17 protein-coding genes and 2 riboswitches are annotated in these 24,803 nt (G+C 69.1%); of the genes, 10 read left to right on the top strand and 7 right to left on the bottom strand.

From position 1 onward, the window contains the following. Positions 1-44 precede the first annotated feature (44 nt). The gene (hemN, locus tag MKD38_RS26915; protein WP_252681865.1) at positions 45-1,517 is read right to left on the bottom strand and encodes an oxygen-independent coproporphyrinogen III oxidase; all 1,473 of its coding nucleotides are present in this window, start codon (positions 1,515-1,517) and stop codon (positions 45-47) included. Positions 1,518-1,702: 185 nt separating this feature from the next. Here hemN and MKD38_RS26910 point away from each other — a divergent pair, with 185 nt between their 5' ends. Further along, on the top strand, positions 1,703-2,830 hold the full coding sequence (locus MKD38_RS26910) for an ABC transporter substrate-binding protein (RefSeq protein ID WP_252681863.1): 1,128 nt from the start codon (positions 1,703-1,705) through the stop codon (positions 2,828-2,830). A 21-nt stretch (positions 2,831-2,851) separates the two neighbouring features. On the opposite strand, the gene MKD38_RS26905 is transcribed toward MKD38_RS26910, so the two are convergent. Then, the gene (locus MKD38_RS26905) at positions 2,852-4,954 is read right to left on the bottom strand and encodes a UvrD-helicase domain-containing protein (protein WP_252681861.1); all 2,103 of its coding nucleotides are present in this window, start codon (positions 4,952-4,954) and stop codon (positions 2,852-2,854) included. Positions 4,955-5,228: 274 nt separating this feature from the next. Between MKD38_RS26905 and MKD38_RS26900 the strand changes: the two genes are divergently transcribed. The 9 genes from MKD38_RS26900 to MKD38_RS26860 all read left to right on the top strand — a co-directional run bounded on the left by MKD38_RS26900 (position 5,229) and on the right by MKD38_RS26860 (position 14,774). Continuing rightward, complete coding sequence (locus MKD38_RS26900) at positions 5,229-5,456, top strand: YMGG-like glycine zipper-containing protein (protein WP_012354259.1); 228 nt, start codon at positions 5,229-5,231, stop codon at positions 5,454-5,456. A gap of 74 nt (positions 5,457-5,530) precedes the next feature. Then, positions 5,531-5,618, top strand: a riboswitch (glycine riboswitch). Positions 5,619-5,639: 21 nt separating this feature from the next. Continuing rightward, positions 5,640-5,765, top strand: a riboswitch (glycine riboswitch). A gap of 94 nt (positions 5,766-5,859) precedes the next feature. Continuing rightward, complete coding sequence (gene gcvT, locus MKD38_RS26895) at positions 5,860-6,987, top strand: glycine cleavage system aminomethyltransferase GcvT (protein ID WP_252681859.1); 1,128 nt, start codon at positions 5,860-5,862, stop codon at positions 6,985-6,987. Between the two features lie 100 nt (positions 6,988-7,087). After that, complete coding sequence (gene gcvH / locus MKD38_RS26890) at positions 7,088-7,468, top strand: glycine cleavage system protein GcvH (protein WP_010812169.1); 381 nt, start codon at positions 7,088-7,090, stop codon at positions 7,466-7,468. 98 nt (positions 7,469-7,566) lie between these two features. After that, positions 7,567-10,497: an aminomethyl-transferring glycine dehydrogenase gene (gene gcvP / locus MKD38_RS26885; RefSeq protein ID WP_252681857.1), complete on the top strand. Its 2,931-nt coding sequence runs from the start codon at positions 7,567-7,569 to the stop codon at positions 10,495-10,497. A gap of 93 nt (positions 10,498-10,590) precedes the next feature. Continuing rightward, a complete protein-coding gene (locus MKD38_RS26880) occupies positions 10,591-11,967 on the top strand; it encodes an L-serine ammonia-lyase (RefSeq protein WP_252681855.1) in 1,377 nt (458 codons plus the stop codon). 55 nt (positions 11,968-12,022) lie between these two features. Further along, positions 12,023-12,760 (top strand): MBL fold metallo-hydrolase, encoded by a 738-nt coding sequence (locus MKD38_RS26875; RefSeq protein ID WP_252681853.1) that lies wholly within the window; start codon positions 12,023-12,025, stop codon positions 12,758-12,760. A 29-nt stretch (positions 12,761-12,789) separates the two neighbouring features. Next, the gene (locus tag MKD38_RS26870) at positions 12,790-13,263 is read left to right on the top strand and encodes an OsmC family protein (protein WP_252681851.1); all 474 of its coding nucleotides are present in this window, start codon (positions 12,790-12,792) and stop codon (positions 13,261-13,263) included. Between the two features lie 19 nt (positions 13,264-13,282). Continuing rightward, positions 13,283-14,140, top strand: a complete 858-nt coding sequence (locus tag MKD38_RS26865) for an alpha/beta hydrolase (protein ID WP_371925752.1) — start codon at positions 13,283-13,285, stop codon at positions 14,138-14,140. A gap of 142 nt (positions 14,141-14,282) precedes the next feature. Continuing rightward, positions 14,283-14,774 (top strand): glycine zipper family protein, encoded by a 492-nt coding sequence (locus MKD38_RS26860; protein ID WP_252681849.1) that lies wholly within the window; start codon positions 14,283-14,285, stop codon positions 14,772-14,774. A gap of 36 nt (positions 14,775-14,810) precedes the next feature. On the opposite strand, the gene MKD38_RS26855 is transcribed toward MKD38_RS26860, so the two are convergent. The 5 genes from MKD38_RS26855 to putA form a co-directional block, all read right to left on the bottom strand. Next, positions 14,811-15,926 carry a YbdK family carboxylate-amine ligase gene (locus tag MKD38_RS26855; RefSeq protein ID WP_252681847.1) on the bottom strand — a complete coding sequence of 372 codons (1,116 nt, stop codon included), beginning with the start codon at positions 15,924-15,926 and terminating at the stop codon, positions 14,811-14,813. Continuing rightward, positions 15,926-17,152: a cation:proton antiporter gene (locus tag MKD38_RS26850; protein WP_252681845.1), complete on the bottom strand. Its 1,227-nt coding sequence runs from the start codon at positions 17,150-17,152 to the stop codon at positions 15,926-15,928. Before MKD38_RS26850 ends, MKD38_RS26855 begins: the two co-directional genes overlap by 1 nt. A gap of 166 nt (positions 17,153-17,318) precedes the next feature. After that, the gene (locus tag MKD38_RS26845; RefSeq protein WP_252681842.1) at positions 17,319-19,301 is read right to left on the bottom strand and encodes a tetratricopeptide repeat protein; all 1,983 of its coding nucleotides are present in this window, start codon (positions 19,299-19,301) and stop codon (positions 17,319-17,321) included. Positions 19,302-19,446: 145 nt separating this feature from the next. Continuing rightward, a complete protein-coding gene (locus MKD38_RS26840) occupies positions 19,447-20,598 on the bottom strand; it encodes a branched-chain amino acid ABC transporter substrate-binding protein (protein ID WP_115705390.1) in 1,152 nt (383 codons plus the stop codon). Between the two features lie 169 nt (positions 20,599-20,767). Beyond that, the gene (putA, locus tag MKD38_RS26835) at positions 20,768-24,751 is read right to left on the bottom strand and encodes a trifunctional transcriptional regulator/proline dehydrogenase/L-glutamate gamma-semialdehyde dehydrogenase (RefSeq protein ID WP_252681840.1); all 3,984 of its coding nucleotides are present in this window, start codon (positions 24,749-24,751) and stop codon (positions 20,768-20,770) included. Positions 24,752-24,803 lie beyond the last annotated feature (52 nt).

Raw genomic sequence — 24,803 nt, 5'->3', positions numbered from 1 at the left:
CTTGCGCGGGTTTTTTTCGTCCGGTCCGGGGCCGATGTTGCGCGCTACACCACGCGCGAATAACGCGGCACGATGCGGATTGGCTGGGCGCCGTCGTTGGCGGCGCGCGCGCCGTTGTCGACGGGCCGGGCGGCGTCGTCGCGCAGGTAGCGGTCGAACACCATCGCCACGCGGCGCACCAGCAGCCGGCCCAGCGGCGTCACGGTGATGCGGCCGGGCTCGCGGCACACCAGCCCGTCGGCGGCCAGGCGGTCCAGCTCGGCCAGCTCCGCGGCAAATGCGTGGTTGAAGTCGATGCCATGGCGCACCTCGATGGCGGGGAGATCGAGCACGCCATTGCACATCAGGTCGCCGATGAGCTCGCGCCGCAGGTGGTCGTCGGCCGTCATCGCCACGCCCCGCGCCAGCGGCAGGCGGCCCTGGTCGAGCGCGCCGTAGTAGTCGTCGAGGGTGCGCGCGTTCTGCACGTAGCGCCCCGCGATCGCGCCGATCGCCGAGATGCCGAGGCCGACCTGGTCGTAGCCGGCGTGCGTCGAATAACCCTGGAAGTTGCGCTGCAGCCGGCCCTCGCGCTGGGCCACGGCGAGGTCGTCGTCGGGCAGCGCGAAGTGGTCCATGCCGATATAGACATAGCCCTCGGCGGTCAGCCGCTCGATGGTCGAGACCAGGATGTCGAGCTTCTCGCCGGCCGGCGGCAAGGCGTTTTCGTCGATGCGGCGCTGCGGCTTGAACACGTGCGGCAGGTGGGCATAGCTGTAGACCGAAAGCCGGTCCGGGCGCAGCGCCAGCCCCTGGTCGATGGTGCGGCCGAAGCGCGCCGCGGTCTGGTGCGGCAGCCCGTAGATCAGGTCCAGGCTGACCGAGCGGAAGCCCAGCGCGCGCGCGGCATCGACCACGGCGCGGGTCTCCGCGAACGGCTGGATGCGGTGGATGGCCTGCTGCACCTCGGGGTCGAAATCCTGCACGCCCAGGCTGACGCGATTGAAGCCCAGCTCGGCCAGCAGCGCCATGCGGTCCTGGTCGACGCGGCGCGGGTCGATCTCGATCGAGTGCTCGCCGTCGGCCGCCAGCGCGAAATGCGTGTTCAGCAACGCCATCACGCGACGCATTTCTTCCGGGTTCAGGAAGGTCGGCGTGCCGCCGCCCCAGTGCGACTGGATCACCTGCCGGCGCTCGCCCAGCCGCCCGGCCACCAGCGCCATCTCGCGGCCCAGGTAGCTGACGTAGCGCGCGCTGCGGCCATGGTCGCGGGTGATGATCTTGTTGCAGCCGCAGTAGTAGCAGATGTTCTCGCAGAACGGGATATGCAGGTATAGCGACAGCGGGGCCGGCGCGTCGGAGCGGCAGGCGTCCAGCGCGTCGTGGTACAGCGACGGGTCCGGGCCGTTGTGGAAGCGATCGGCAGTCGGGTACGAGGTATAGCGCGGGCCGTTGCCGTCGATGCGCCCGGCCAGCGCGCGGAAGTCGGAGAGCGCGCGGCGGTCGAGCGCAGGGGAAGTCATGGCAGACGGGTTCATGGGGGCGCGGGGGAATAGGTGTGCGACACGTCATCGTAGGACCGGGGCGGCGCCCGCAGCTTGACCGCCGTCAAGCGCGGGCCTGAGCCGTCGGCCCCGTCCCCGCGCGTACGTCACATTGCCGTCATGGGTGCCGGGTACGCTGCGCGCCACCGCGCCCGCGCGCGATCCGCACGGTTCCAGCCATGTCTCTTTCCCGCCGCTCCCCCACGTCCGCGCCGTACCCACCGCTGCGCAACCACCCGCCGGCAGACGCCGGCCGGCGCCGGCTGCTTGCCGCGACCGGCATGGCGCTGGCGCTGCCTGCGCTTGCTCCGCTGGCCCAGGCGCCGCGCACGGTAGTGGTCGGGCATCTGGTCGACCGCAACGGCGCGCAATCCGACCTGGCGCGCGACTACCTGGCCGGCGCCAAGGTCCTGTTCGACGCCGTCAACGCCGCCGGCGGCCCGGTGCGGATCCAGCATGCGGTGCGCGATGCGGACCCGGATCCGCGCCGCGCGCTGGCACAGGCGGTGTCGCTGGCCGATACCGAACATGCGGGGCTGCTGTTCGGTCCCGGCGACCGGCTGCTGCCCGTGCTGGCGTCATCATCCGAACTGGCGCGGCGCGGCATGCAGATCGTCGCACCGCTGTCGGGGCTGGCGCTGGCCGCCGACAATGTCTGGTTCACGCGGGCCGACTACCAGGCCGAACTGGACGCGGCCGCGCAACAGTTGCGCGGCTACGGGCTGACACAGATCGCGCTGGCCGTGGCGCCGGACTTTGCGGTGTCGTCGCTGGCCCGGCTGGAAGCGCAGACCGGCACCCGCGCGGTGCTGCTGGAAGGCAGCGGCGATGCCGCGGCGCGGCGCATCGCGGCAACGCGCCCGGGCGCGGTGATCGTCGCCGGCGACACCCTGGCCTATGCCGAACTGGGCCGGGCGCTGGCGGCGCAGGGATGGTACGGCTTCCTGGTCGGCCTGTCCGCGGTCAGCGCCAATGCCGCGCGCGAGATCCTGGGCCGCGGCTACGCCGGCGGCCTGGTGCTGACCCAGATCGCGCCGGGCCCGCAGCAGGCAACGTTGCGGGTGGTGAAGGAACATGTGGCGCGCATGAAGCAGTACCTGGACGAGCCGCCGTCGCCGGCGACGCTGGCCGGTTATATCGGCGCGGCCTGGCTGGCGCGCGCGTTGCAAGGTGTGCGCCCGGGCGGCGCGGCGGAACTGCGGCGCGCGCTGCAGAGCCGCGTCGACGTGGGCGACTTCACGCTCGACTTCACGCGCGGGCAGCGCGGCTCGCAGTACGTCACGCTGGCGGTGTCGGGCGCGCGCTAGGGCTTCGATCGAGCGCGCGGCTCAGCCGGCGGCCGCCTTGCCGCTGCCCCCGTTCCCGAGCAGCGCCTTGAGCGCGCCGAGTCGGTCCTTGGGGCTCATCGCCGGAGTCGCGTCGACCGGCGCGGGCGCCTCTTCCAGCTTCATCTCGCCGATAAAGCGCGACGGCTGGCACGAGTAGGTCTCGCGCGCGCGCTTGCGCTTCTTGCACCAGCTGACATGCAGGCTGCGCTGCGCGCGCGTGATGCCAACGTACATCAGGCGCCGCTCTTCCTCGATCTTCTCGTCGCTCATGTCCTCGTCCTCGCGGCAGTGGGGCAGGATGCCCTCTTCCACGCCAACCAGGAACACATGCGGATATTCCAGCCCCTTGGACGCATGCAGCGTGGACAGCCGCACCGCGTCGGGATCTTCCTCGCGGCCCTCGAGCATGCTCATCAGCGCCACGGTCTGGGTCAGTTCGAGCAGGTTCTTGCCATCGCCGCCGAAGCCGTCGGCGGTGTCGAAGCCGGTCGCTTCGTCGCCGTCCGCGCCTTCGGGCTTGGTGCCCTTGCGCTTGAGCCAGTCGAGGAATTCCAGGGTATTGGTCCAGCGCGACTGCGCCTGCCGCTCGTCGAAGCTGTCGTACAGGTAGGCCTCGTAGTGGATGCCTGCCATCAGGTCGTCGAGCACCACGGTGGCCGGGTCCTTCGCCGCGCGGTCGGCCAGCCGCACCATCGATTCGCAGAACACCCGCAGCGGCTCCAGCTGGCGCGGCTGCAGCTTGCCCTCGATGCCGCCCATCATCGCCGCCTCGAACAGCGACACCTTGGCCTGGCCGGCGAAGGTGCCCAGCACTTCGAGCGTGGTGTTGCCCACCCCGCGCCGCGGCGTGGTGATGGCGCGGATAAAGGCGGGATCGTCGTCGGGGTTGGCGATCAGGCGCAGGTAGGCGCAGATGTCCTTGATCTCGGCCTTGTCGAAGAAGCTCTGGCCGCCCGACAGCACGTACGGGATGCGCTCGCGCCGCAGGATCTGCTCGAACAGCCGGGCCTGGTGGTTGCCGCGGTACAGGATGGCGTAGTCGCGGAACTGCGCGCGGCGCTCGAACTTGTGCGCCGACAGGCGAAACACCACCGACTCGGCCTCGTGCTCCTCGTCGTTCATCGGGTGGATGGCAATGGGGTCGCCCATGCCGTGCTCGCTCCACAGCTTCTTGTCGAACAGCTTGGGATTGTTGGCGATGACGGCGTTGGCGGCTTCCAGGATGCGCACGGTGGAGCGGTAGTTCTGCTCCAGCTTGATCACCTTCAGGTCGGGGAAATCGGTCTGCAGCCCGCGCAGGTTGTCCAGCGTGGCGCCGCGCCAGCCGTAGATGGCCTGGTCGTCGTCGCCCACCGCGGTGAAGGCCGGCGCGCGCAGGTGCGAGCCACCCGCCAGCAGCTTGAGCAGCTGGTACTGGCAGGCGTTGGTGTCCTGGTATTCGTCGACCAGGAAGTAACGCAGGCGGTTCTGCCACTTCAGCTGCACCGCTTCATTGCGCGCGAACAGTTCCGCCGGCAGGCGGATCAGGTCGTCGAAATCCACCGCCTGGTAGGCGTTCAGCGTGGCAACGTAGTTGCGGTAGACCAGCGCGGCCTGCTGCTCGTCGGCATTGGCGGCCTGCGCGATCGCGGCCTCGGGGTCGACCATGCCGTTCTTCCACAGCGAGATCGTGCCCTGCACGCCGCGGATCAGCTTTTTGTCGGTGGTGCCGAGCTGCTCCTGGATCAGGCCGAAGCAGTCGTCCGAATCCATGATCGAGAACTGCGGCTTCAGGCCGACATGCTCGGCTTCCATGCGCAGGATCTGCACGCCCAGCGAGTGGAAGGTACAGACCGTCAGCTGCTTGAGCGGAATCCGCTTGCCCTCGCGCGTGGTCTTGCCCTCCATCAGCTTGGCGATGCGCTCCTGCATTTCCTTGGCCGCCTTGTTGGTGAAGGTGACGGCGGCGATATGGCGCGGCTCGAAGCCCTTGTCCTCGATCAGATGCGCGATCTTCTGCGTGATCACGCGGGTCTTGCCGGAGCCCGCGCCGGCCAGCACCAGGCAAGGCCCGTCCAGGTAGCGGACGGCTTCGGATTGGGCGGGGTTCAGGCCATGGGTCATGCGGGGGCAGGCGTTGGGGGCAGCGGCGGAATCGAGGGAATACGGCGGGAATTGCCGGCATCCCGTCACCCGGGCCTGCGGCAAAGCTGCCGATGTTAACACGCGCGCCGCGGCGGGTCAGTCAGCGCAAGCCGCGCGCAAGGGCCCGGCTGTGTCACCGGCGTAACACTTCGTAAAGCGCGGAGCCAATGACATAACGCGACACTCTAAACAGTGTGTCCCCCGATCCGCCGGATCGCTTGGGCATGCACAAATCATCACATCGGAGCCAACAATGAAAACCCTGCAAACTTTGACCAAGGTGACCCTGATCGGCATGACGGTCGCGGCCTTTGCCGGTTGCGCGGACATGACCCCGAAACAACGTAATACCGCCATCGGCGCCGGTGCCGGCGCGGTGGGCGGCGCCGTCCTGACCGACGGCAGCGCGCTGGGTACGCTGGGCGGGGCGGCAGTGGGCGGCGTCATCGGTAACGTCGTCACCGACGACAAGAAGAAGTAAGCGCTGCAGTGCAGCGGCGGGTACGGCGGCCTCTGCCTTGGTTTGACAAAGGCGGGGGCCTCCCGTACATTGCGCGCATCCGACCGGGAGAGCGCGCATCGCTTGCGCCGCCGAAGGGGTATCACCCGAAAACTCTCAGGCACCACGGACCGGTCGGATCGGCATGCAACATGCACACGATGCATGCCGCACTCTGGAGAGCGGCACCCGCCATTCGTGGCGAGCGTGCCCACCGAAGGGGCGCGCGAGGATTGGGGTCCATGGGATCCGCCTCGTAATCTCTCAGGTATCGAGGACAGAGGGGTCATCCGCCGCAGCGGATTGCTCGCCATATCGGCGAGCGATGGTTGCGGCGGATGGCCCTTTTTTGTTTTCGCCAACCGAGACTGCCCCCGAGGATTCCATGACGCTCCAGGCCACGCCCCTCAACGCTATCCACCGCGCCCTCGGCGCCCGCATGGTCGACTTCGGCGGCTGGGACATGCCGGTCAACTATGGCTCGCAGATCGAAGAGCACCATGCGGTGCGCAATGATGCGGGCATGTTCGACGTCTCGCACATGTGCGTGGTCGATCTCACCGGCCCGAATACCCGCAGCTTCCTGCGCGGCCTGCTGGCCAACAACGTCGACAAGCTGCAGTCCCCCGGCAAGGCGCTCTACTCCTGCATGCTCGACGAGAACGGCGGCGTCATCGACGACCTGATCGTCTATTTCTTCGCCGAGGACCGTTTCCGCCTGGTGGTCAACGCCGGCACCGCGGTGGGCGATATCGACTGGATCCGCGCCCGCAACGACGCCACCGGCAGCGGCGTGGCCATCACGCCGCGCCGCGAGGATGTTGCGCCCGCGGGCGTGGAGCCGCTGGCGATCGTCGCGGTGCAGGGCCCCAACGCCCGCGCCAAGGTGTGGAGCACCTTCCCGTCGACCCAGCCTTCCGATGCGCTCAAGCCGTTCAACGCCGTGGTGGTGCAGGACCCCGCCCTCGGCGAAGTGATGGTGGCGCGCACTGGCTACACCGGCGAAGACGGCTTCGAGCTGGTGGTGCCGGCCGCCAGCGTCGCCGGCCTGTGGGAAAAACTGAATGCCGCGGGCGCGCGCCCGGCCGGCCTGGGCGCGCGCGACACGCTGCGCCTGGAAGCCGGCATGAACCTGTACGGCCAGGACATGGATATCAAGGTCTCGCCGCTGGACGCGGGCCTGGCGTGGACCGTGGACCTGCAGAGCGAGCGCGATTTCACCGGCAAGTCGGCGCTGACCGCGGCCGGTTCGCGCCAGCAGTTCCTCGGCCTGATCCTGCGGGACAAAGGCGGCGTGCTGCGCGCCCACCAGAAAGTCATCACCCCCGCCGGTGACGGCGAAATCACCAGCGGCACCTTCAGCCCCTCGCTGTCGCAATCGATCGCCTTCGCGCGCCTGCCCCAGGGGGTGAAGGTGGGCGACACCGTGCAGGTGGAGATCCGCGACCGCAAACTCAACGCGACTGTGGTTAAACTGCCGTTTGTGCGTCATGGCAAGGCACTCGTGAGCTAAGGGGAAAGTCCCGCTCACCCAACGGTCGCCCTCGCCTGCCGGCAGCGTTGCCGGGCAGGTATCACCCTACAAGAAACAGATCTGAATCCGGAGAACCTTCATGAATTTCCCCGCTGACCTCAAGTACACCGAGTCGCATGAGTGGGTGCGCGTCGAAGCCGACGGCACGCTCACCATCGGCATTACCGACCACGCACAGGACGCGCTGGGCGACATCGTTTTCCTGGAGCTGCCCGAAGTGGGCAAGTCGGTCGGTGCCGGCGACGCGCTGGCCGTGGTGGAATCGGTGAAGGCCGCTTCCGACATCTACGCACCCGTGGCCGGCGAAGTGATTGCGGTCAACGAGGCCGCCACCGCGGCGCCGGAAAGCGTCAACGCCGACGCCTTCGACGCGTGGCTGTTCAAGCTCAAGCCGGCCAACGGCGACGACGTCAACGGCCTGATGTCGGCCGACGCCTACAAGGCCAGCGTCGGCGCCTGATCGCCCCCGGTCCCGCACCAGGGACCGGCACACCGCATTCGCGGCGCCGCGGCACGGCTGACCACCTGCCGCCGCGCCCCCCACGAGAGTTCTTGCCCATGAACGCCCCGCTGCCCATGAAAGCCGCCCAAGCAACCCGGCCCACGCTGGCCGAACTGGAGGCGCGCGACGCCTTCGCCGCCCGCCATATCGGCCCCGATACCCCCGAGCAGCAGCACATGCTGAAGGCGCTTGGCTATGACAGCCGCGCCGCGCTGATCGACGCCGTCATCCCCGCCGCCATCCGCCGCCGCGACGGCATGCCGATGGGCGAGTTCACCGAGCCGCTGAGCGAAGAGGCCGCGCTGGCAAAGCTGCGCGCGCTGGCCGGCAAGAACAAGGTGCTGAAGAGCTTTATCGGCCAGGGCTACTTCAACACCATCACGCCCGGCGTCATCCTGCGCAATATCTTCGAGAACCCGGCCTGGTACACCGCCTACACGCCCTACCAGCCCGAGATCTCGCAGGGCCGGCTGGAAGCCATGCTGAATTTCCAGCAGATGGTCACCGACCTGACCGGACTCGACATCGCCAATGCCTCGATGCTCGATGAAGGCACCGCCGCGGCCGAGGCGATGACGCTGCTGCAGCGGGTGAACAAGCACGACTCGACTATCTTCTTCGTCGCCGACGACGTACTGCCGCAGACGCTGGAAGTGGTACGCACGCGCGCGCTTCCGCTGGGCATCGAGGTCAAGGTCGGCCCCGCTGCCGAGGCTGCCGCCGCGGGCGCCTTCGGCGTGCTGCTGCAGTACCCGGGCGTCAACGGCGACATCAATGACTACCGCGCCATCGCCGACGCCGTGCACGCCGCCGGCGGCCTGGTGGTGGCCGCCGCCGACCTGCTGGCGCTGACGCTGATCGCCGCGCCGGGCGAATGGGGTGCCGACGTCGCGGTGGGCAACTCGCAGCGCTTCGGCGTGCCGCTGGGCTTTGGCGGCCCGCACGCGGGCTACATGGCGGTGAAGGATGCGTTCAAGCGCTCGATGCCGGGCCGCCTGGTCGGCGTGACCATCGACGCGCAGGGCAACCAGGCCTACCGCCTAGCGCTGCAGACGCGCGAACAGCATATCCGCCGCGAGAAGGCCACCTCCAATATCTGCACCGCGCAGGTGCTGCTGGCGGTGATGGCGTCGATGTACGCGGTCTACCATGGCCCGCAGGGCCTGAAGCGCATCGCGCAGCGGGTGCATCGCCTGACCGCGACACTGGCCGCGGGCCTTCAGGCGCTCGGCTTCGCGCGTACCAACGACAACTTCTTCGACACACTGACGCTGGAAACCGGCTTCAACACCGATGCGATCCACGCCGCCGCCACCGCGCGCGGCATCAACCTGCGCCATGCCGGCGCCACGCGCGTCGGCATCTCGCTGGACGAGACCGCCACCCGCGCCGACGTAATCGCGCTGTGGGAGATCTTTACGCAAGGCAAGCCGCTGCCGGCCGAGGTTGATTTCGACCAGCTCGAGGCCGCCGCGCAGGACGCCTTCCCGCCCGCGCTGGCGCGCACCAGCGACTACCTGACCCACCCGGTGTTCAATACGCACCACGCCGAGCACGAGATGCTGCGCTACCTGCGCATGCTGGCCGACAAGGACCTGGCGCTGGACCGCACCATGATCCCGCTGGGCTCGTGCACGATGAAGCTGAACGCCACCAGCGAAATGATCCCGGTGACCTGGCCCGAGTTCAGCCAGATCCACCCGTTCGCGCCGCTGGACCAGACCGTCGGCTACCGCGAGATGATCGACCAGCTCGAGGCCATGCTGTGCGCCGCCACCGGCTATGCCGCGGTCAGCCTGCAGCCCAACGCCGGCTCGCAGGGCGAGTACGCCGGCCTGCTGATCATCCACGCCTACCACGCCAGCCGCGGTGAAAGCCATCGCGACATCTGCCTGATCCCGTCGTCGGCGCACGGCACCAACCCGGCGTCGGCGCAGATGGCCGGCATGAAGGTGGTGGTGGTGGCCTGCGACGAGAATGGCAACGTCGACCTGGAAGACCTGGCGCAGAAGGCCGAGCAGCACAGCAACAACCTGGCGGCGATCATGATCACCTACCCGTCCACGCACGGCGTGTTCGAGCAGGGTGTGCAGCAGATCTGCGAAATCGTGCACAGGCACGGCGGCCAGGTCTACGTCGACGGCGCCAACATGAACGCGATGGTCGGCACCGCCGCGCCGGGGCAGTTCGGCGGCGACGTGTCGCACCTGAACCTGCACAAGACCTTCTGCATCCCGCACGGCGGCGGCGGCCCGGGCGTGGGCCCGGTTGCGGTCGGTGCACACCTGGCCGACTTCCTGCCCAACCAGGACAGCGTCGGCTATCGCCGCGACGAGCGCGGCATCGGCGGCGTGTCGGCGGCACCGTTCGGTTCCGCCAGCATCCTGCCGATCTCGTGGATGTATATCGCGATGATGGGTTCGGCCGGCCTGACCGCCGCCACCGAGAACGCGATCCTGGCCGCCAACTACGTGGCCAAGCGCCTGGCACCGTATTACCCGGTGCTGTACACCGGCCAGCACGACCTGGTCGCGCACGAATGCATCCTGGACCTGCGCCCGCTGCAGAAGGAAACCGGCATCAGCAACGAAGACGTGGCCAAGCGCCTGATGGACTACGGCTTCCACGCGCCGACCATGAGCTTCCCGGTGCCGGGCACGCTGATGATCGAGCCGACCGAGTCCGAAGCGCTGCATGAGCTGGACCGCTTCGTCGACGCCATGATCGCGATCCGCCAGGAAATCGGCCGCGTTGCCGACGGCACTTTCGACCGCGACGACAACCCGCTCAAGCACGCCCCTCACACCGCCGCGGTGGTCACCGCCAACGAGTGGACCCACCAGTACACGCGCGAGGAAGCCGCGTATCCGGTCGCCTCGCTGCGCACGCAGAAGTACTGGCCGCCGGTCGGCCGCGCCGACAACGTGTACGGTGACCGCAACCTGTTCTGCGCCTGCGTGCCGGTCAGCGACTACGTGGTGGACTGAGCCGGCACCCCGGCCACAAGCTAAGCTGTACTCAAGGGCGCCGCGCAACGCGGCGCCCGCCGGCCTGGTCCGGCGTCAATCTGGAGGCCGTCCGTGGCAGTCAGCGTATTCGATCTGTTCAAGGTGGGCATCGGCCCGTCGAGCTCGCACACCGTGGGGCCGATGCGTGCGGCGCTGATGTTCGCGCAGGCGCTGGAGCGCGACGGGCTGCTGCCGCAAGTCGCCAGCGTGCGGGTGGAGCTGTACGGCTCGCTCGGCGCCACCGGCAAGGGCCACGGCACCGACAAGGGCGTCATCCTGGGCCTGATGGGCGAGGCCCCCGACACCATCGATCCCGATTCCATCGAGACGCGCCTGGCAACCCTGCGCCAGACCCGCGAGCTGTCGCTGCTGGGCCGCCACATGGTGCCCTTCGTCGAGAAGGAGCACATCGCCTTCTACCGCCGCGAGGCCATGGCCGAGCATCCCAACGGCATGAAGTTCCACGCCTTCGATGGCACCGGCGCCACGCTGCGCGAGGCCCGCTACCTGTCGGTCGGCGGCGGCTTCGTGGTCACCGCCGGCGCGCCCAATACGCAGGTGCTCAACGCCGCGCAGCAGCTGCCGCACCCGTTCCGCAGCGGCAAGGAACTGCTCGGGATGGCCAGCGCCAGCGGCAAGAGCATTGCCCGGCTGATGCTCGAAAACGAGCTGACCTGGCGCAGCGAGGCCGACATCGTCAACGGCCTGCTGCATATCTGGGACGTGATGCAGGCCTGCGTGGCGCGCGGTTGCCGCACCGACGGCGAACTGCCGGGTCCGTTCAAGGTGAAGCGCCGCGCGCCCGAGCTGTACCGCAGCCTGACCGAGCGCGCCGAGCGCACGCTGTCCGATCCGCTTTCGGTGATGGACTGGGTCAACCTGTACGCCATTGCCGTCAATGAAGAGAACGCCGCCGGCGGGCGCGTGGTCACGGCGCCGACCAACGGCGCGGCCGGCATCATCCCGGCGGTGCTGCACTACTACGATCGCTTCGTGCCCGGCGCCAACCGCGAGGGCGTGGTCGATTTCCTGTTGACCGCGGGTGCGATCGGGCTGCTGTACAAGCTCAACGCGTCGATCTCCGGCGCCGAGGTCGGCTGCCAGGGCGAAGTCGGCGTGGCCTGCTCGATGGCGGCCGGCGCACTCGCCGCGGTCACCGGCGGCAGCCCGGCGCAGGTGGAGAACGCCGCCGAGATCGGCATGGAGCACAACCTCGGCCTGACCTGCGACCCGGTCGGCGGGCTGGTGCAGATCCCGTGCATCGAGCGCAACGCGATGGCGTCGGTCAAGGCGGTCAACGCGGCGCGCATGGCGCTGCGCGGCGACGGCACGCACTACGTATCGCTCGATTCGGTGATCAAGACCATGCGCGAAACCGGCGCCGACATGAAGACCAAGTACAAGGAAACCGCGCGCGGCGGCCTGGCGGTGAATATCGTGGAGTGCTAGCGCCGGTGCGGCGTATCATGGCGGCGTTCCCCGGCCAAACAACAAGAGGACGGCCATGCAGACCTTCCACCAGCTGTTCGACGAGACCTCGTCCACCTTCACCTACCTGCTGATCGACGCCGCCACCGGGGATGCGCTGCTGATCGATCCGGTCGACCACCAGCTCGAGCGCGACCTGAAGCTGCTGCACGAAACCGGCGCGCGCCTGGCCTGGGTGATCGAGACCCACGCCCATGCCGACCACATCACCTCGGCCGGCCACCTGGCCCTGCAGACCGGCGCGCATACCGCGGCGCCGTCCGGCTGCGACATCAAGCCCGCACAGAAGCAGCTGATCGACGGCGATACCGTCGCCTTCGGCAAGCAGGTGCTGCGGGCCATCCATACGCCCGGGCACACCGCCGGCAGCATGAGCTACCTGTGGGAAGAAGCCAGCACCGACGGCATCGTGCGCCGCGTCTTCACTGGCGATGCGCTGCTGATCGACGGCTGCGGCCGCACCGATTTCCAGTCCGGCGACGCCGGCACGCTGTACGACAGCCTGACCCGCAAGCTGTTCGCGCTGCCCGACGAGACGCTGGTCTATCCGGCCCATGACTACAAGGGCCGCACCGTGTCCACCATTGGCCATGAACGCGCGCACAACAGCCGCGTCGCCGGCCGCACGCGCGAGCAGTTCGTCGAGATGATGCGCAACCTGAATCTTCCGCGCCCCAGGCTGATCGATGTCGCCGTGCCGGCCAACCAGCGCCTGGGCCTGCGCGATGGCGAGAGCGTGCCGCACGGCGCCTGAGTTCTTTCCCCAACCCCAGGAGTCCCTGCATGTCCACCTACACCGCTGAAGTCCTGTGGCAACGCGACGGACAGGATTTCGCCGGCAACCGCTACAGCCGCCGGCATCTGCTGCGCTTCGATGGCGGCGCCGAAGTACCGGGCTCGTCATCACCCCATGTGGTGCCGCTGCCGATGTCCGACGCCAGCGCGGTCGACCCGGAAGAGATGTTCATCGCCTCGCTGTCGAGCTGCCACATGCTGTGGTTCCTGTCGCTCGCGGCCAAGCAGCGCCTGGTGGTCGACCGCTACCTGGACGCGGCCACCGGTGTGATGGAAAAGAACGCCGACGGGCGCATGGCGATGACGGTGGTGACGCTGCGCCCGCAAGTCACGTTCGGCGGCGAGCGCGAGCCGACGCGTGAACAGCTCGGCGCCCTGCACCACGCCGCGCACGAGGCCTGCTTTATCGCCAACTCGGTCAGGACCGAGGTGCGCTGCGAACCGGTGTTTGCCGGCGCGTAGCCGCCCCCGGCACACGGCCATGCCTGCCAGCGTGCTGCCCCGCGCAACGGCACCGTCGGTGCCGCCACGGACGGCGCGGGCGCGCCGGTGGCGCTGGGTGGCCGCAGCCCTGGTGGGGCTTGCCGCCATTGCCATGCTGCAGGACCACTTCCTTTATTTCCCCGAACGCGCGTCGGTCGACGACATGGTCTCGCCCGGGCTGCGCGCGTGGCCGGGTCCGGACGACTTCCGCGGACTGGTGGCCGAGCCGCGCGGGCCGGTGCGCGCCACCGCGATGGTGTTCCACGGCAACGCCGGGCATGCCGGGCATCGCGACTACTACGCCAGTGCGCTGGCGCCGCTGGGCGTGCGCGTGATCCTGGCCGAGTACCCGGGATACGGGCCGCGCCCGGGCACGCTGGGCGAGCGCAGCTTCGTCGCCGACGCGGAACAGTCGATTGCGCTGGCGCGGCGCCAGTTCGACGGCCCGCTGCTGCTGATCGGCGAATCGCTGGGAGCGGGCGTAGCGGCGGCCGCGGCCGCGCGCCAGCGCGACAGCGTTGCCGGCGTGCTGCTGATCACGCCGTGGGACAAGCTGGCGCATCTGGCCTCGCATCACTATCCCTGGCTGCCGGCCGGCTGGGTGCTGCGCGACCGCTACGACAGCGTGGCCAATCTGGCCGGCTTCGGCCGCCCGGTGATGGTGGCGGTGGCCGAACGCGACACCATCGTGCCGGCGCGCTTCGGCAAGGCGCTCTATGCGTCGCTGGGCAAACCGCGACGGCTGGCGGTGATCGACGGCGCCGGCCACAACGACTGGACCGGGCACGTCGACCTGGCCTGGTGGCAGGAGGCCACCGCGTTCCTGCTGGCGCCTCCGCCCACCACAAACAAATAACATCACGCCGCCAAAACACTGATTTGACTTAGCCCTGCCGGCGGCAAATACTGGCCTTCACAGAACACGGAGCGGCTTGCCGCTCGCGCACCGGGCGGCGCGTCCAGCATGGCGTAGCCGACAACTGCGGGGGAACACGATCATGAAGCAACGCCAGCATCGCAAGCCGTATCTCGCCCTCGGCGCGCTGGCCGCGGCCCTCGCGCTGGCGCCGCTCCCGGCCACTGCGCAGAACAAGCCCATCGCCTATCCGGCCAAGGGCCAGAGCCAGCAGCAGCAGGCCAGCGACGACGGCGCGTGCTACAGCTGGGCCAAGCAGCAGACCGGCGTTGATCCGGCCCAGGCCGCCAACGCGCCGCCGCCGGCCCAGGCGCAAAGCGGCCAGCGCGTGCGGGGTGCGGCAGGCGGCGCTGCCGCGGGAGCCGTGGCGGGCGCGATTGCGGGCGACGCCGGCAAGGGCGCGGCAATCGGCGCTGCAACGGGTACGGTCGCCGGCGGCATGGCGCACCGCCAGTCACGCCGCCAGGCGAATGCGGCCAACCAGCAGGCGGCAGCCAACACCAGCCAGGCGATGGGCTCGTACTACCAGGCCTGGGGCGCCTGCATGCAGGGGCGCGGCTACAGCGTCCAGTAAGTCAACGGCGCGTTCAACGCGCGCTCAGGCAGCCCCTCAGGCAGCCCACTGGTCACACGCCTTGCGCACCGTCTCGCGCTGGCTGCGCGCGTCCGCGTCGACCTGGCGCAGCCAATGCGCGTCGCCGTCGCGGCGCTCGGCCAGGGCGCGGATATTGGCCAGCGCCTCGAGCGAGCCGAGCGCCTCGGCATGCGGCACCAGCGCGTCGCAGATCGACAGGATATGGTCCGCGATCGGCATGCGGGTCAGTTCGTTGGGGTGCACGTATTCGCCCTCCAGCCCGAAGCGGCAGGCCTGGAAGCGGTTGAAGGTGTACACCAGGTAGTCGTCTTCCTGCGGCATGAACGGGCGCGACAGCAGCAGGTAGCGCGCCAGCATCTGGATATACGCGGCGATATCGCAGGCGCGCTGCACCGTCAGCGGCGTGTCCATCACGCGGACCTCGATGGTGCCGAACTCCGGCTTGGGGCGGATATCCCAGTAGAAGTCCTTCATGCTTTCGATCACGCCGGTGTTGCGCATCTTCTCGAAGTAGGCGGTGAAGGCATCCCATGTCAGCAGGAACGGCGCGCGCCCGCTCATCGGAAACGCCGCGACCGAATTCAGCCGCGCCGAGGCAAAGCCGGTATCGACGCCCTGCACATAGGGCGAGGACGCCGCCAGCGCGACGAAGTGCGGCACATAGCGGCCGATGGCGTGCAGCAGGAACAGCGATTCGTCGGCGCTGGGGCAGCCGATATGCACGTGCTGGCCGAATACGGTGAACTGCTTGGCCAGGTAGCCGTACAGCTCGGAGATGTACTGGTAGCGCGGCGAATCGGAGATGGTGCGGTCGGACCACTGCTGGAACGGATGCGTGCCGCCGCCGGCAATGCCCAGGTTCAGCGAACGCGAGGCCGCCACCATCAGGTCGCGCATGACCGTCAGCTCCTGCAGCGCCTGCTGGTAGCTGTGGCAGATGCCGGTGCTGATCTCGATCATCGACGGGCTGATCTCGGGCTTGATGTCGCCCGCATGCTCCGCGCCCTTGAGCGCGCGCAGCAGGTCGGGCGCGAACGGCGCCAGGTCATAGTCATGCCGGTTGACCAGCTGCAGTTCCAGCTCGACGCCGAAGGTCAGCGCCTCGGATTGCTTGAACGGTTCGAGCGACATCAGCGCCCTCCTCCATTGGCCCGGATATCGACGCGGACTTCGCCTGCGTAGCGCAGCGCCCAGGCCGCGATCACGGGACCGAAAAGTTGTTCGATGGCCAGCGCGCACAGGATGATGGCAGCCAGCGGCTGCCCGGTGCCCGGGTACAGGCGCGCGACGTCATGCATCAGCAGGTAGGCCAGGCCCGACATCGGCGCCAGCGCCAGCCCCAGCGCCATGCACTGGCGCAGGCTCAGGCCCGAGAACGAACCCAGCGACACCACCCCGGCCAGCTTGGCAACGTGGCGCAGCACCACCAGCGCGATGGCGTAGACGCCGCCCACGGCCCAGTCCTGCGCCGTCAGCGGCAGGCCCAGCGACACCACCATGACGATGATCAGCAGGCTGCCGGCGCTGCCGAAATGCGGCGGCCACACGTGCGGCTGGTTGTCCTGGTGCTTGAACACCACGCCAGCCAGCATCAAGGTCAGCGGCATCGACAATTTTAGTACCCGGGTCAGCGCCAGCGTGAACAGCACCAGGCCCACCAGCACCAGGAAGCTGTAGTGGTCGTCGGCCGACATGCGGTCGTAGATGGCATGGCCGAGCTTGCCCACCACCCAGGCCAGCAGGCACGAGCCCAGCAGCAGGTACAGCGGATGCAGCAGCGCGGCGCCCAGGTTGCCGTATTCCGAATGCAGCCAGCCGGTGGCGACCTGCACGATGGCGGCGGCATAGATGCTGTTGAGCGCGGCCATGGCCAGCAGCCGCTCGGTGACCTGCCCGTCGGCGCGCAGCTCGTTCTTGAGCTGCAGCACGATGGTGGGCGAGGTGCTGACCGCGATGCCCCCGGCGAGGATGGCCACCCCGGGCGAGGCGCCGATCCACTGCAGCACCGCCGCCACCAGCCCCCACGTCAGCAGGCTTTCAAAGGCACTGGTCAGCAGCAGCCAGCGGTTGGCGCGCAGCCAGGTCAGGGAGAGTCGATGCCCGAGTTCGAACAGGGCCAGCGCCAGCGCCATATCGATCAGGATACGGGTCTGGTTGATCATGTTCTCGTCGACGATGCCGCGGCCCAGCATGCCGGCGCACAGCCCCGCCGCGGCGTAGCCGACGATGCGCGGGCAGCGCAGCCAGCGCCGGCTCAACTCGCCCGCCAGGCCGGCGCCGACCAGGGCCAGCCCGACCCAGAAGAGGCCGCCGGGCGCGAGCGGGAGGCTAGGAAAAAGTTGGCTCAGTCCATTCATGGCGACATGGTAATGTAAGCACTTCACAATCCATGTCAGTGATTGTCCGACACCGCACCAAACGCGCGCCTTATTTCGGTCATCTTCACGCAAAAAACGCCATCTACGGATGGCGTTTTTTACATTCCTTACAACTTCAGCTGATTCGCGGCTCGCGAGAGACGTTTCAGACGCCCCACATCTTCCACACCGGGCGGGTGGCCTTCAATGCCGTCTCGACCTGCCCGTACAGCGTGCGCGTGGCGCCCTGCGCGGCCCCGCGGGCACGCGCCTGGTCGAAGTAGCCGAGCGCGGCTTCACGCTGGCCCTGTCCGAGTGCGGACTGCACCGCGCGCAGGTACACCTCGGCGTCCCAGTCGTCACGCGCGGCGAAGGCCGCGACGAAGTCTGCCAGCGCGGCGTCGTGGCGGCGTGCGGCGTTGTGCACCAGGCCGCGTTGCACGCGCGGGCCCGCCTGGTCCTGCGGATCGCCCTCGGTCAGCGCCACCGCCTGCTCGAACAGCGGCAGCGCGCGCTCGGGCTCGCCCAGATCGCGCCAGACCTGGCCGAAACGGTTGTACAGCCAGGCATCTTCCACCAGCAGCGCACGCCGCTGCTGGGTCTCGATCTCGGCCAGCGCATCGGTGCGATCGTGCTCGTCCATGCCGGCCATGCGGGCCTGCAGCAGCGCGGCATAGTAGGCACGCGCATGCGCCATCGGGTGCGCGGCCTCGCTGCGGGCTTCCACCGGCAGCGCGTCCAGCCGCGCATCCATGTGCGCCATGGCGGCACGCGCGGCCTCGGTCGGCTCGGCGCCGCCGAGCGCCTTCCAGGCGGCGATCATGCGGCTGAAGGCCCAGGTCACGTCGGCCGGGTTGCGCTCGAGCGGGTAGCGGTTGAGCACCTCGCCCGCCAGTTCCGCCACCTTCTGGTGCTGGCCCGCATCGGCGTGGCAGTCGAGCAGGTCGATCCAGTGCTCGATGAACTCGCTCGCGGCCATGCCCTGGCGGTGCAGCGCAATGCGCTCGTCGGCATGCGCGGCGTCGGCCGGCAGGCTGCGCCCCAGCAGCCGGCACAGCAGCGAATAGATATGGGGGTCGGCATTGCCGCCATGGCCGGCGGCATCGCCCTGGCCCGTGGTGAAATACTGGTCGAAGCGCGCCACGCCCGCGCGCCCGGCCTGCACCAGCAGCGGACGCAGCGCGGCCTCGGCGGCGGGCACGTCGTCGATGAACTCGCCCAGCGCCATCGCGGCGCGGTAGTAGCCCGCGCCGTCGTCGCACTGGTCGGTCAGCGCGAAGCGCAGCCACGGCTCGCGCTCGGCGGGGGCGGCGCCGACGGTGCCACCGGTACTGATCGCGCGCTGCGCCAGCTGGTAGCGCCAGGCCAGCTCGCGTACCTGGCTCTGCGGGTCGGGCACCTGGCGCAGGTAGACGCCGAGGTCGTCGAGCGCGCCTTGCAGGTCGCCGACGCCATGGCGCAGCGGCGCCCGCAGCCGGCGCGCCTCGGGGTGGTCGGGGTGCTCGGCCAGCACGCGCATGGCCTGGTCGGCGGCGACGGCATCGCCGGCCGCGGCATCGAGCTCCAGCAGATGCGGGTTGTCCAGCGCGACCCGGCCCAGGCAGACCCGCATCAGCGGCTCCGCCGGCACGCCGGCGGCTTCGGTGCGGGCGATGTAGTCCGACACCAGCGGCGCGATATCGTCAGCGCCCAGGTCGGGGTTGCGCACCATCAGGTCGTACCAGTAGCGCGCGGCGCCGGCGATGTCGCCCTGCCGCAGCGCCGCCAGGCCGGCGTGGAAATGCGCGGCCCATTCGCCCGTCAGCAGCCCGCTGCGCTGCGCCGCCTCATGCAGCCACGGGCGGGCCTCGGCATCGCGGCCCAGGCTCATCAGCATGGCGCCGTAGCGGTGCGCGATCACCCCGCGCGAGACCCAGCGGTGCGGCGGCTGCAGCGGCAGCGTGTCGAGCCGCGCCAGGGCCTCGTCCAGCACCGCCAGCGCGGCGTTGGCATCGCCGTTGTCAAAGTGCAGCCGCGCCCGCAGCGTGACGAAATCCACCACCTCGGGGCGCGCCAGCGACAGCTGGCCGGCAATCTGCAGCGCTTCGGCGAAGCGCCCCTGGTTGGCTAGCCCGATGGCGTGGTCGTAGCTGGCTTCCTGCTCGGACACGTACTGCTCCTAAAGATTGTGCGAGTGCGGGATTATGCGCCAATGGCGGCAATCGGGATCTGGTCTGGCCCGGCGCAGGCATCCGGAAAAGAAAAACGCCGCCCGCAGGCGGCGTTCTTCCGATGCGCCAGGCGCGGCCGGGAGCTTACTTCCCGCCCACCGTCTCCAGCACCGTCCACTTGCCGCCCACGACCTTGTAGACCGTGATGCCGCCGTCCTTCAGGTCGCCACGCGCGTCGTACGCCAGGGTCTTGGTGGTCACGCCCTGCATGTTGGTCGCGGCCAGCACCGGCAGGTAGCGCGCCGGGTCGGTCGAGCCGGCCTTGACCATGGCCGTCATCATCGCGGTAGCGCCGTCATAGGCGTACGGCGAGTAGGTCTGGACCTTCGAGCCGAAGCGCTTCTCGTACTTCTTCTCGTATGCGGCGCCGCCGGGCATCTGGTCCAGCGGCAGGCCGGCCAGCGACACCACGGTGCCTTCGGCGGCCGGGCCGGCGAGCTTGAGGAAGTTGTCGGTCTTGGACATTTCGCCCGACACCAGCGGGGCCTTCATGCCCAGTTCCTTGACCTGCTTGGCCATCGGCGCGGACTGGGTCTCGGCGCCGCCGTAGAAGATGATGTCCGGGTTGCTGCGCTTGATGTTGGTCAGCACGGCCTTGAAGTCCACCGCCTTGTCGTTGGTGAACTCGCGGCGCACGATCTTGCCGCCGGCGGCCTTGGCGGCCTTTTCAAATTCGTCGGCCAGGCCCTGGCCGTAGGCGGTGCGGTCATCGACGATGGCGATGTTCTTCGCGCCCAGCTTCTTCACCACGAAGGCGCCGATCACCGAACCCTGCTGGGTGTCGGAGGTCATCATGCGGAAGGTGGTCTTGAAGCCCTGCTTGGTGTATTCCGGCGCGGTCGCCATGGCGATCTGCGGAATGCCGGCGCGGTTGTAGACCATCGACGCCGGGATGGTGGTGCCCGAGTTGAAGTGGCCCAGCATGCCTTGGATGCCGTTGTCCACCAGCTTCTGCGCGACCACCGAGCCGGTCTTGGGATCGGCCTGGTCGTCTTCGGAAACCAGCACGAACTTGACTTCCTTGCCGCCGATCTTGGGCTTGGTGGCGTTCATGTCCTCGATCGCGAGGACGATGCCGTTCTGCATGTCCTTGCCGTACTGGGCCTGGCCGCCGGTCATCGGGCCGGCGTAGCCCAGCTTGATTTCCTGCGCCTGCGCGAACGCGGCGGAGGCGGCGGTCAGGCCAGCCAGGGTCAGGGCAACGGTCATTGCCGTCTTGTGGAAGGTCGAGCTCATCAGATCTCCTTGGGTCCCAAATGGTGCCGATGTGGTGCCGATGTGGTGTTGTTACCGGCAGTTGTATTGCGGCGCGGCCTGGCAGTGCCGCGCCGTGCTTTTTCTGCGCGGCGGGGCGGGATCACCGCCATCGCCGCGCGCTTCGACATGACGCCGTCCGAGGGTTGCCTCAGCCGATCGTCATCAAACTGGCATTGCCGCCTGCCGCCGCGGTGTTGACCGAGAGCGAGCGCTCGATCAGCAGGCGGTCGAGCGCAATGTTCCGTTCGCCCTGCGCCAGGCCCTGCACGCCGATGATCGGACCAGGGCGCGCCGCGACCTGCTCGCACACCGTGCGCAGCTGATCCGAATCGCCGTGGTGCAGCACCGCATCGATTGCCGTGTCCGCCGCGGTCCAGTCGGCCACCATGCGGACGCGCGATTGTACGCCCTTAGGCAGGCGCGCAAACAGCCCCTGGCCGACAGGGTTTTCCAGCCATACCGCCTCGGCGCCGACCGTCAGCACGGCGCCCAGTTGCAGCGCCAGGTCGGCCTCCTGGGCGGCCAGGCACAGTACCCGCTCGCGCCCCAGCAGCGTGTAGGTGTTGCGCTCGCCGGTGGGGCCCGCCAGCGTCACCGCCAGGCCCGAGGCCGAGGCCTCGGCGAAGCGCTCGCACGCAGCCGCCACCTCGGGCAGCTCGCGGCGTGCCCACTCGCGGAAGGCCTCGGTGGCGCGCACGGCTTCGTCGTCGGGCCCCACCGTCTGGGCGCCGCCGGCGCCGGCATTGACGTCGGCCGCGCGCACGCTGCGCGCCACCGCGTCCTGCGGACAGACCGACAGCAGCCGGTGCAGGTAGAGCGGGCCGCCCGCCTTGGGACCGGTGCCCGACAGCGCCTCGCCGCCGAACGGCTGCACCCCCACCACCGCGCCGACGATATTGCGGTTCACGTACAGGTTGCCCACCTGGGCCCGGCTGACGATAAACGAGATGGTCTCGTCGATGCGGGTATGGATGCCCAGCGTCAGGCCATAGCCGGTGCCGTTGATCTGGCTGACCATGGTATCCAGCGCCGCGCGCGGGAACCGCACCACGTGCAGCACCGGGCCGAAAACTTCGCGCTTGAGCTCCTCGATGCTGTCCAGCTCGATCAGCGTCGGCGGCACGAAGGTGCCATGGCGGCAGCTGGCGCCCTGCGCGGCGTTGGGGTCGGCCTGGTGGACGCGGCGGCCCTTGGCGCGTATCGCATCGATATGGCGCACGATGCCGGCGCGCGCTTCTTCGTCGATCACCGGGCCGACGTCGGTCGACAGGCGGTCCGGGTTGCCCATGCTCAGTTCCTGCATCGCGCCCTTGAGCATTTCCAGCACGCGGTCGGCCACGTCCTCCTGCAGGCACAGCACGCGCAGCGCCGAACAGCGCTGGCCGGCCGAGTCGAAGGCGGAGTTGACCACGTCGCCGACCACCTGCTCGGCCAGCGCCGACGAGTCGACGATCATCGCGTTCTGGCCGCCGGTTTCCGCGATCAGCGGGATCGGACGACCGGCGGCGTCCAGGCGGCCGGCGACATTGCGCTGCAGGATGCGCGCGACCTCGGTCGAGCCGGTGAACATCACGCCCTTGACGCGGGCGTCGCCCACCAGCGCGGCGCCGACGGTTTCGCCGCGGCCCGGCAGCAGTTGCACCGCGCCGGCCGGCACGCCGGCCTCGCGCAGCAGCCTCACCGCGGCGGCGGCGATCAGCGGGGTCTGCTCGGCGGGCTTGGCCAGCACCGGGTTGCCGGCCGCCAGCGCGGCGGCGACCTGGCCGGTGAAGATTGCCAACGGGAAGTTCCACGGGCTGATGCAGACCACCGGGCCCAGCGGGCGGTGGGTCTCGTTGTCGAAGCCGCGGCGCACCTCGGCGGCGTAGTAGCGCAGGAAGTCCACCGCCTCGCGCACTTCGGCGATGGCATTGGAGAAGGTCTTGCCGGCTTCGCGCATGATGATGCCCATCAGCGACTGCATTTGGGCTTCCATCAGGTCGGCGGCGCGCTCCAGCGCGGCGGCGCGCACGTCCGGCGGCGTCGCCTGCCAGATCGGCGCGGCATTGACCGCGGCCTGCAGCGCGGCGTCGACGTCGGCCTTGCCGGCTTCGGTGACATGGCCGACCACGTCGCGGTGATCAGCCGGATTCTGTACCGGCGTGGTGATGGCATCGGCGGCGCGCGCCACTTCGGCGCCCAGCATCGGCTCGGCAATCAGGCGCTCGCCGGTGCCGGCCAGCAATGCCGACGACAGCGAGGCCAGCCGATGCTCGTTGGCCAGGTCGATGCCGGCCGAGTTGGGCCGGCTCTTGCCATACAGCGTGCGCGGCGACGGGATGCGTGGGTGCGGCAGGCCGAGCACGCCTTCATCGCGATGCATGGCCTCGACCACGGCCACCGGATCGGCAACCAGTTCATCCAGCGAGATGGTGTCGTCGGCAATGCGGTTCACGAACGAGGTGTTGGCGCCGTTCTCCAGCAGCCGGCGCACCAGGTAGGCCAGCAGCGTTTCATGGGTGCCGACCGGCGCGTAGATGCGGCACGGACGGTTGAACTTGCCGTCGGCGGTGGGGCCCACCACCTGGTCGTACAGCGGCTCGCCCATGCCGTGCAGGCACTGGAACTCGTACTGGCCGGGGTAGTAGCTGTGGCCGGCGATCTGGTAGATGGCCGACAGCGTGTGCGCGTTGTGCGTGGCGAACTGCGGGTAGATCGCGTCCGGCACCGACAGCAGCTTGCGCGCGCAGGCGATGTACGACACATCGGTGTAGACCTTGCGCGTATAGACCGGATAGCCTTCCAGCCCTTCCACCTGGGCGCGCTTGATCTCGCTGTCCCAGTAGGCGCCCTTGACCAGGCGGATCATCAGGCGGTGGCGGCTGCGGCGGGCCAGGTCGATCAGGTAGTCGATCACGAACGGGCAGCGCTTCTGGTAGCCCTGCACCACGAAGCCGATGCCGTTCCAGCCGGCCAGCTCGGGCTCGAAGCACAGGCGCTCGAGCAGGTCCAGCGAGATCTCGAGCCGGTCGGCTTCCTCGGCGTCGATATTGATGCCGATGTCGTACTGGCGCGCCAGCAGCGTCAGCGACTTCAGGCGCTCGTACAGTTCGCCCACCACGCGCTCGTGCTGCGCACGGCTGTAGCGCGGGTGCAGCGCCGACAGCTTGATCGAGATGCCCGGGCCTTCATAGATGCCGCGGCCGCGCGAAGCCTGGCCGATGGCGTGGATGGCCTGCTCGTACGACGCCAGGTAGCGCGCGGCATCGGCCTCGGTCATGGCCGCCTCGCCCAGCATGTCGTAGGAGTAGCGGAAGCCCTCGGCCTCGTAGCGGCGCGCGTTGGCGAGCGCCTCGGAAATGGTCTCGCCGGTGACGAACTGCTCGCCCATCAGGCGCATCGCCATGTCCACGCCCTTGCGGATCAACGGCTCGCCGCCCTTGCCGATGATGCGCGTAAGCGCCTTGGTCAGGCCCGATTCGGTATGGGTGGCGACCAGCTTGCCGGTCAGCAGCAGGCCCCAGGTGGCGGCGTTGACGAACAGCGACGGGCTCTGGCCCAGGTGCGACTGCCAGTTGGCGCCGCTGATCTTGTCGCGGATCAGCGCGTCGCGCGTGGCCTTGTCGGGAATGCGCAGCAGCGCCTCGGCCAGGCACATCAGCGCCACGCCCTCCTGCGACGACAGCGAGAATTCCTGGATCAGTCCCTGCACCAGGCCTTCGCGCCCGGTGCCCACCTTTTGCTCGCGCAAGCGCGTGGCCAGTGCCTTGGCCATCTTGATCGCGGCCTCGGCCTGCTGTTGCGGCAGCCGCGCCTGCTCCAGCAGCACCGGCACGCAATCGGTTTCAGGACGGCGATAGGCCGAAGTGATGGCGGCGCGCAGCACCGACTGCGGCTGGATGCTCTGGGCAAATTCCAGGAAGGGCTGCGGCGCGCCGTCGCCATGGAGCGCTTCGGCGCCGTCGCTGCCCTCGCCCTCGGCACCTGCCGCGCCGGCTTCGTACGGCAGGTGGCCCCGCTCGATCTGCTCGAGGTAGCAGAAGATCGCCTGCTTGATCAGCCAGTGCGGGGTGCGGTCGATGGATTGGGCAACGCGCTTGAGGCGGTCGCGCGAGGCGTCATCGAGCTTGACGCCAAGGGTGGTGGTGGCCATTGCGGGCAATTCTCCGAAAGACTGGAGCCGCCGCCGGTGCTACCTCGTCCGT

Source organism: Cupriavidus sp. WGlv3, from assembly GCF_023952475.1.
GTDB classification, from domain to species: domain Bacteria; phylum Pseudomonadota; class Gammaproteobacteria; order Burkholderiales; family Burkholderiaceae; genus Cupriavidus; species Cupriavidus phytorum.
This window is presented reverse-complemented; position numbering and strand designations above follow the sequence as displayed.

Bases quoted from the DNA above. Each gene is read 5' to 3' on its own strand.
- MKD38_RS26905 (WP_252681861.1), bottom strand. From the start codon at position 4,954: ATGACCCATGGCCTGAACCCCGCCCAATCCGAAGCCGTCCGCTACCTG.
- MKD38_RS26875 (WP_252681853.1), top strand. From the start codon at position 12,023: ATGCAGACCTTCCACCAGCTGTTCGACGAGACCTCGTCCACCTTCACC.
- gcvH (WP_010812169.1), top strand. From the start codon at position 7,088: ATGAATTTCCCCGCTGACCTCAAGTACACCGAGTCGCATGAGTGGGTG.
- MKD38_RS26910 (WP_252681863.1), top strand. From the start codon at position 1,703: ATGTCTCTTTCCCGCCGCTCCCCCACGTCCGCGCCGTACCCACCGCTG.
- MKD38_RS26850 (WP_252681845.1), bottom strand. From the start codon at position 17,152: ATGAATGGACTGAGCCAACTTTTTCCTAGCCTCCCGCTCGCGCCCGGC.
- gcvT (WP_252681859.1), top strand. From the start codon at position 5,860: ATGACGCTCCAGGCCACGCCCCTCAACGCTATCCACCGCGCCCTCGGC.
- MKD38_RS26865 (WP_371925752.1), top strand. From the start codon at position 13,283: ATGCCTGCCAGCGTGCTGCCCCGCGCAACGGCACCGTCGGTGCCGCCA.
- MKD38_RS26860 (WP_252681849.1), top strand. From the start codon at position 14,283: ATGAAGCAACGCCAGCATCGCAAGCCGTATCTCGCCCTCGGCGCGCTG.
- MKD38_RS26870 (WP_252681851.1), top strand. From the start codon at position 12,790: ATGTCCACCTACACCGCTGAAGTCCTGTGGCAACGCGACGGACAGGAT.
- MKD38_RS26900 (WP_012354259.1), top strand. From the start codon at position 5,229: ATGAAAACCCTGCAAACTTTGACCAAGGTGACCCTGATCGGCATGACG.
- hemN (WP_252681865.1), bottom strand. From the start codon at position 1,517: ATGAACCCGTCTGCCATGACTTCCCCTGCGCTCGACCGCCGCGCGCTC.
- MKD38_RS26840 (WP_115705390.1), bottom strand. From the start codon at position 20,598: ATGAGCTCGACCTTCCACAAGACGGCAATGACCGTTGCCCTGACCCTG.
- MKD38_RS26855 (WP_252681847.1), bottom strand. From the start codon at position 15,926: ATGTCGCTCGAACCGTTCAAGCAATCCGAGGCGCTGACCTTCGGCGTC.
- gcvP (WP_252681857.1), top strand. From the start codon at position 7,567: ATGAACGCCCCGCTGCCCATGAAAGCCGCCCAAGCAACCCGGCCCACG.
- putA (WP_252681840.1), bottom strand. From the start codon at position 24,751: ATGGCCACCACCACCCTTGGCGTCAAGCTCGATGACGCCTCGCGCGAC.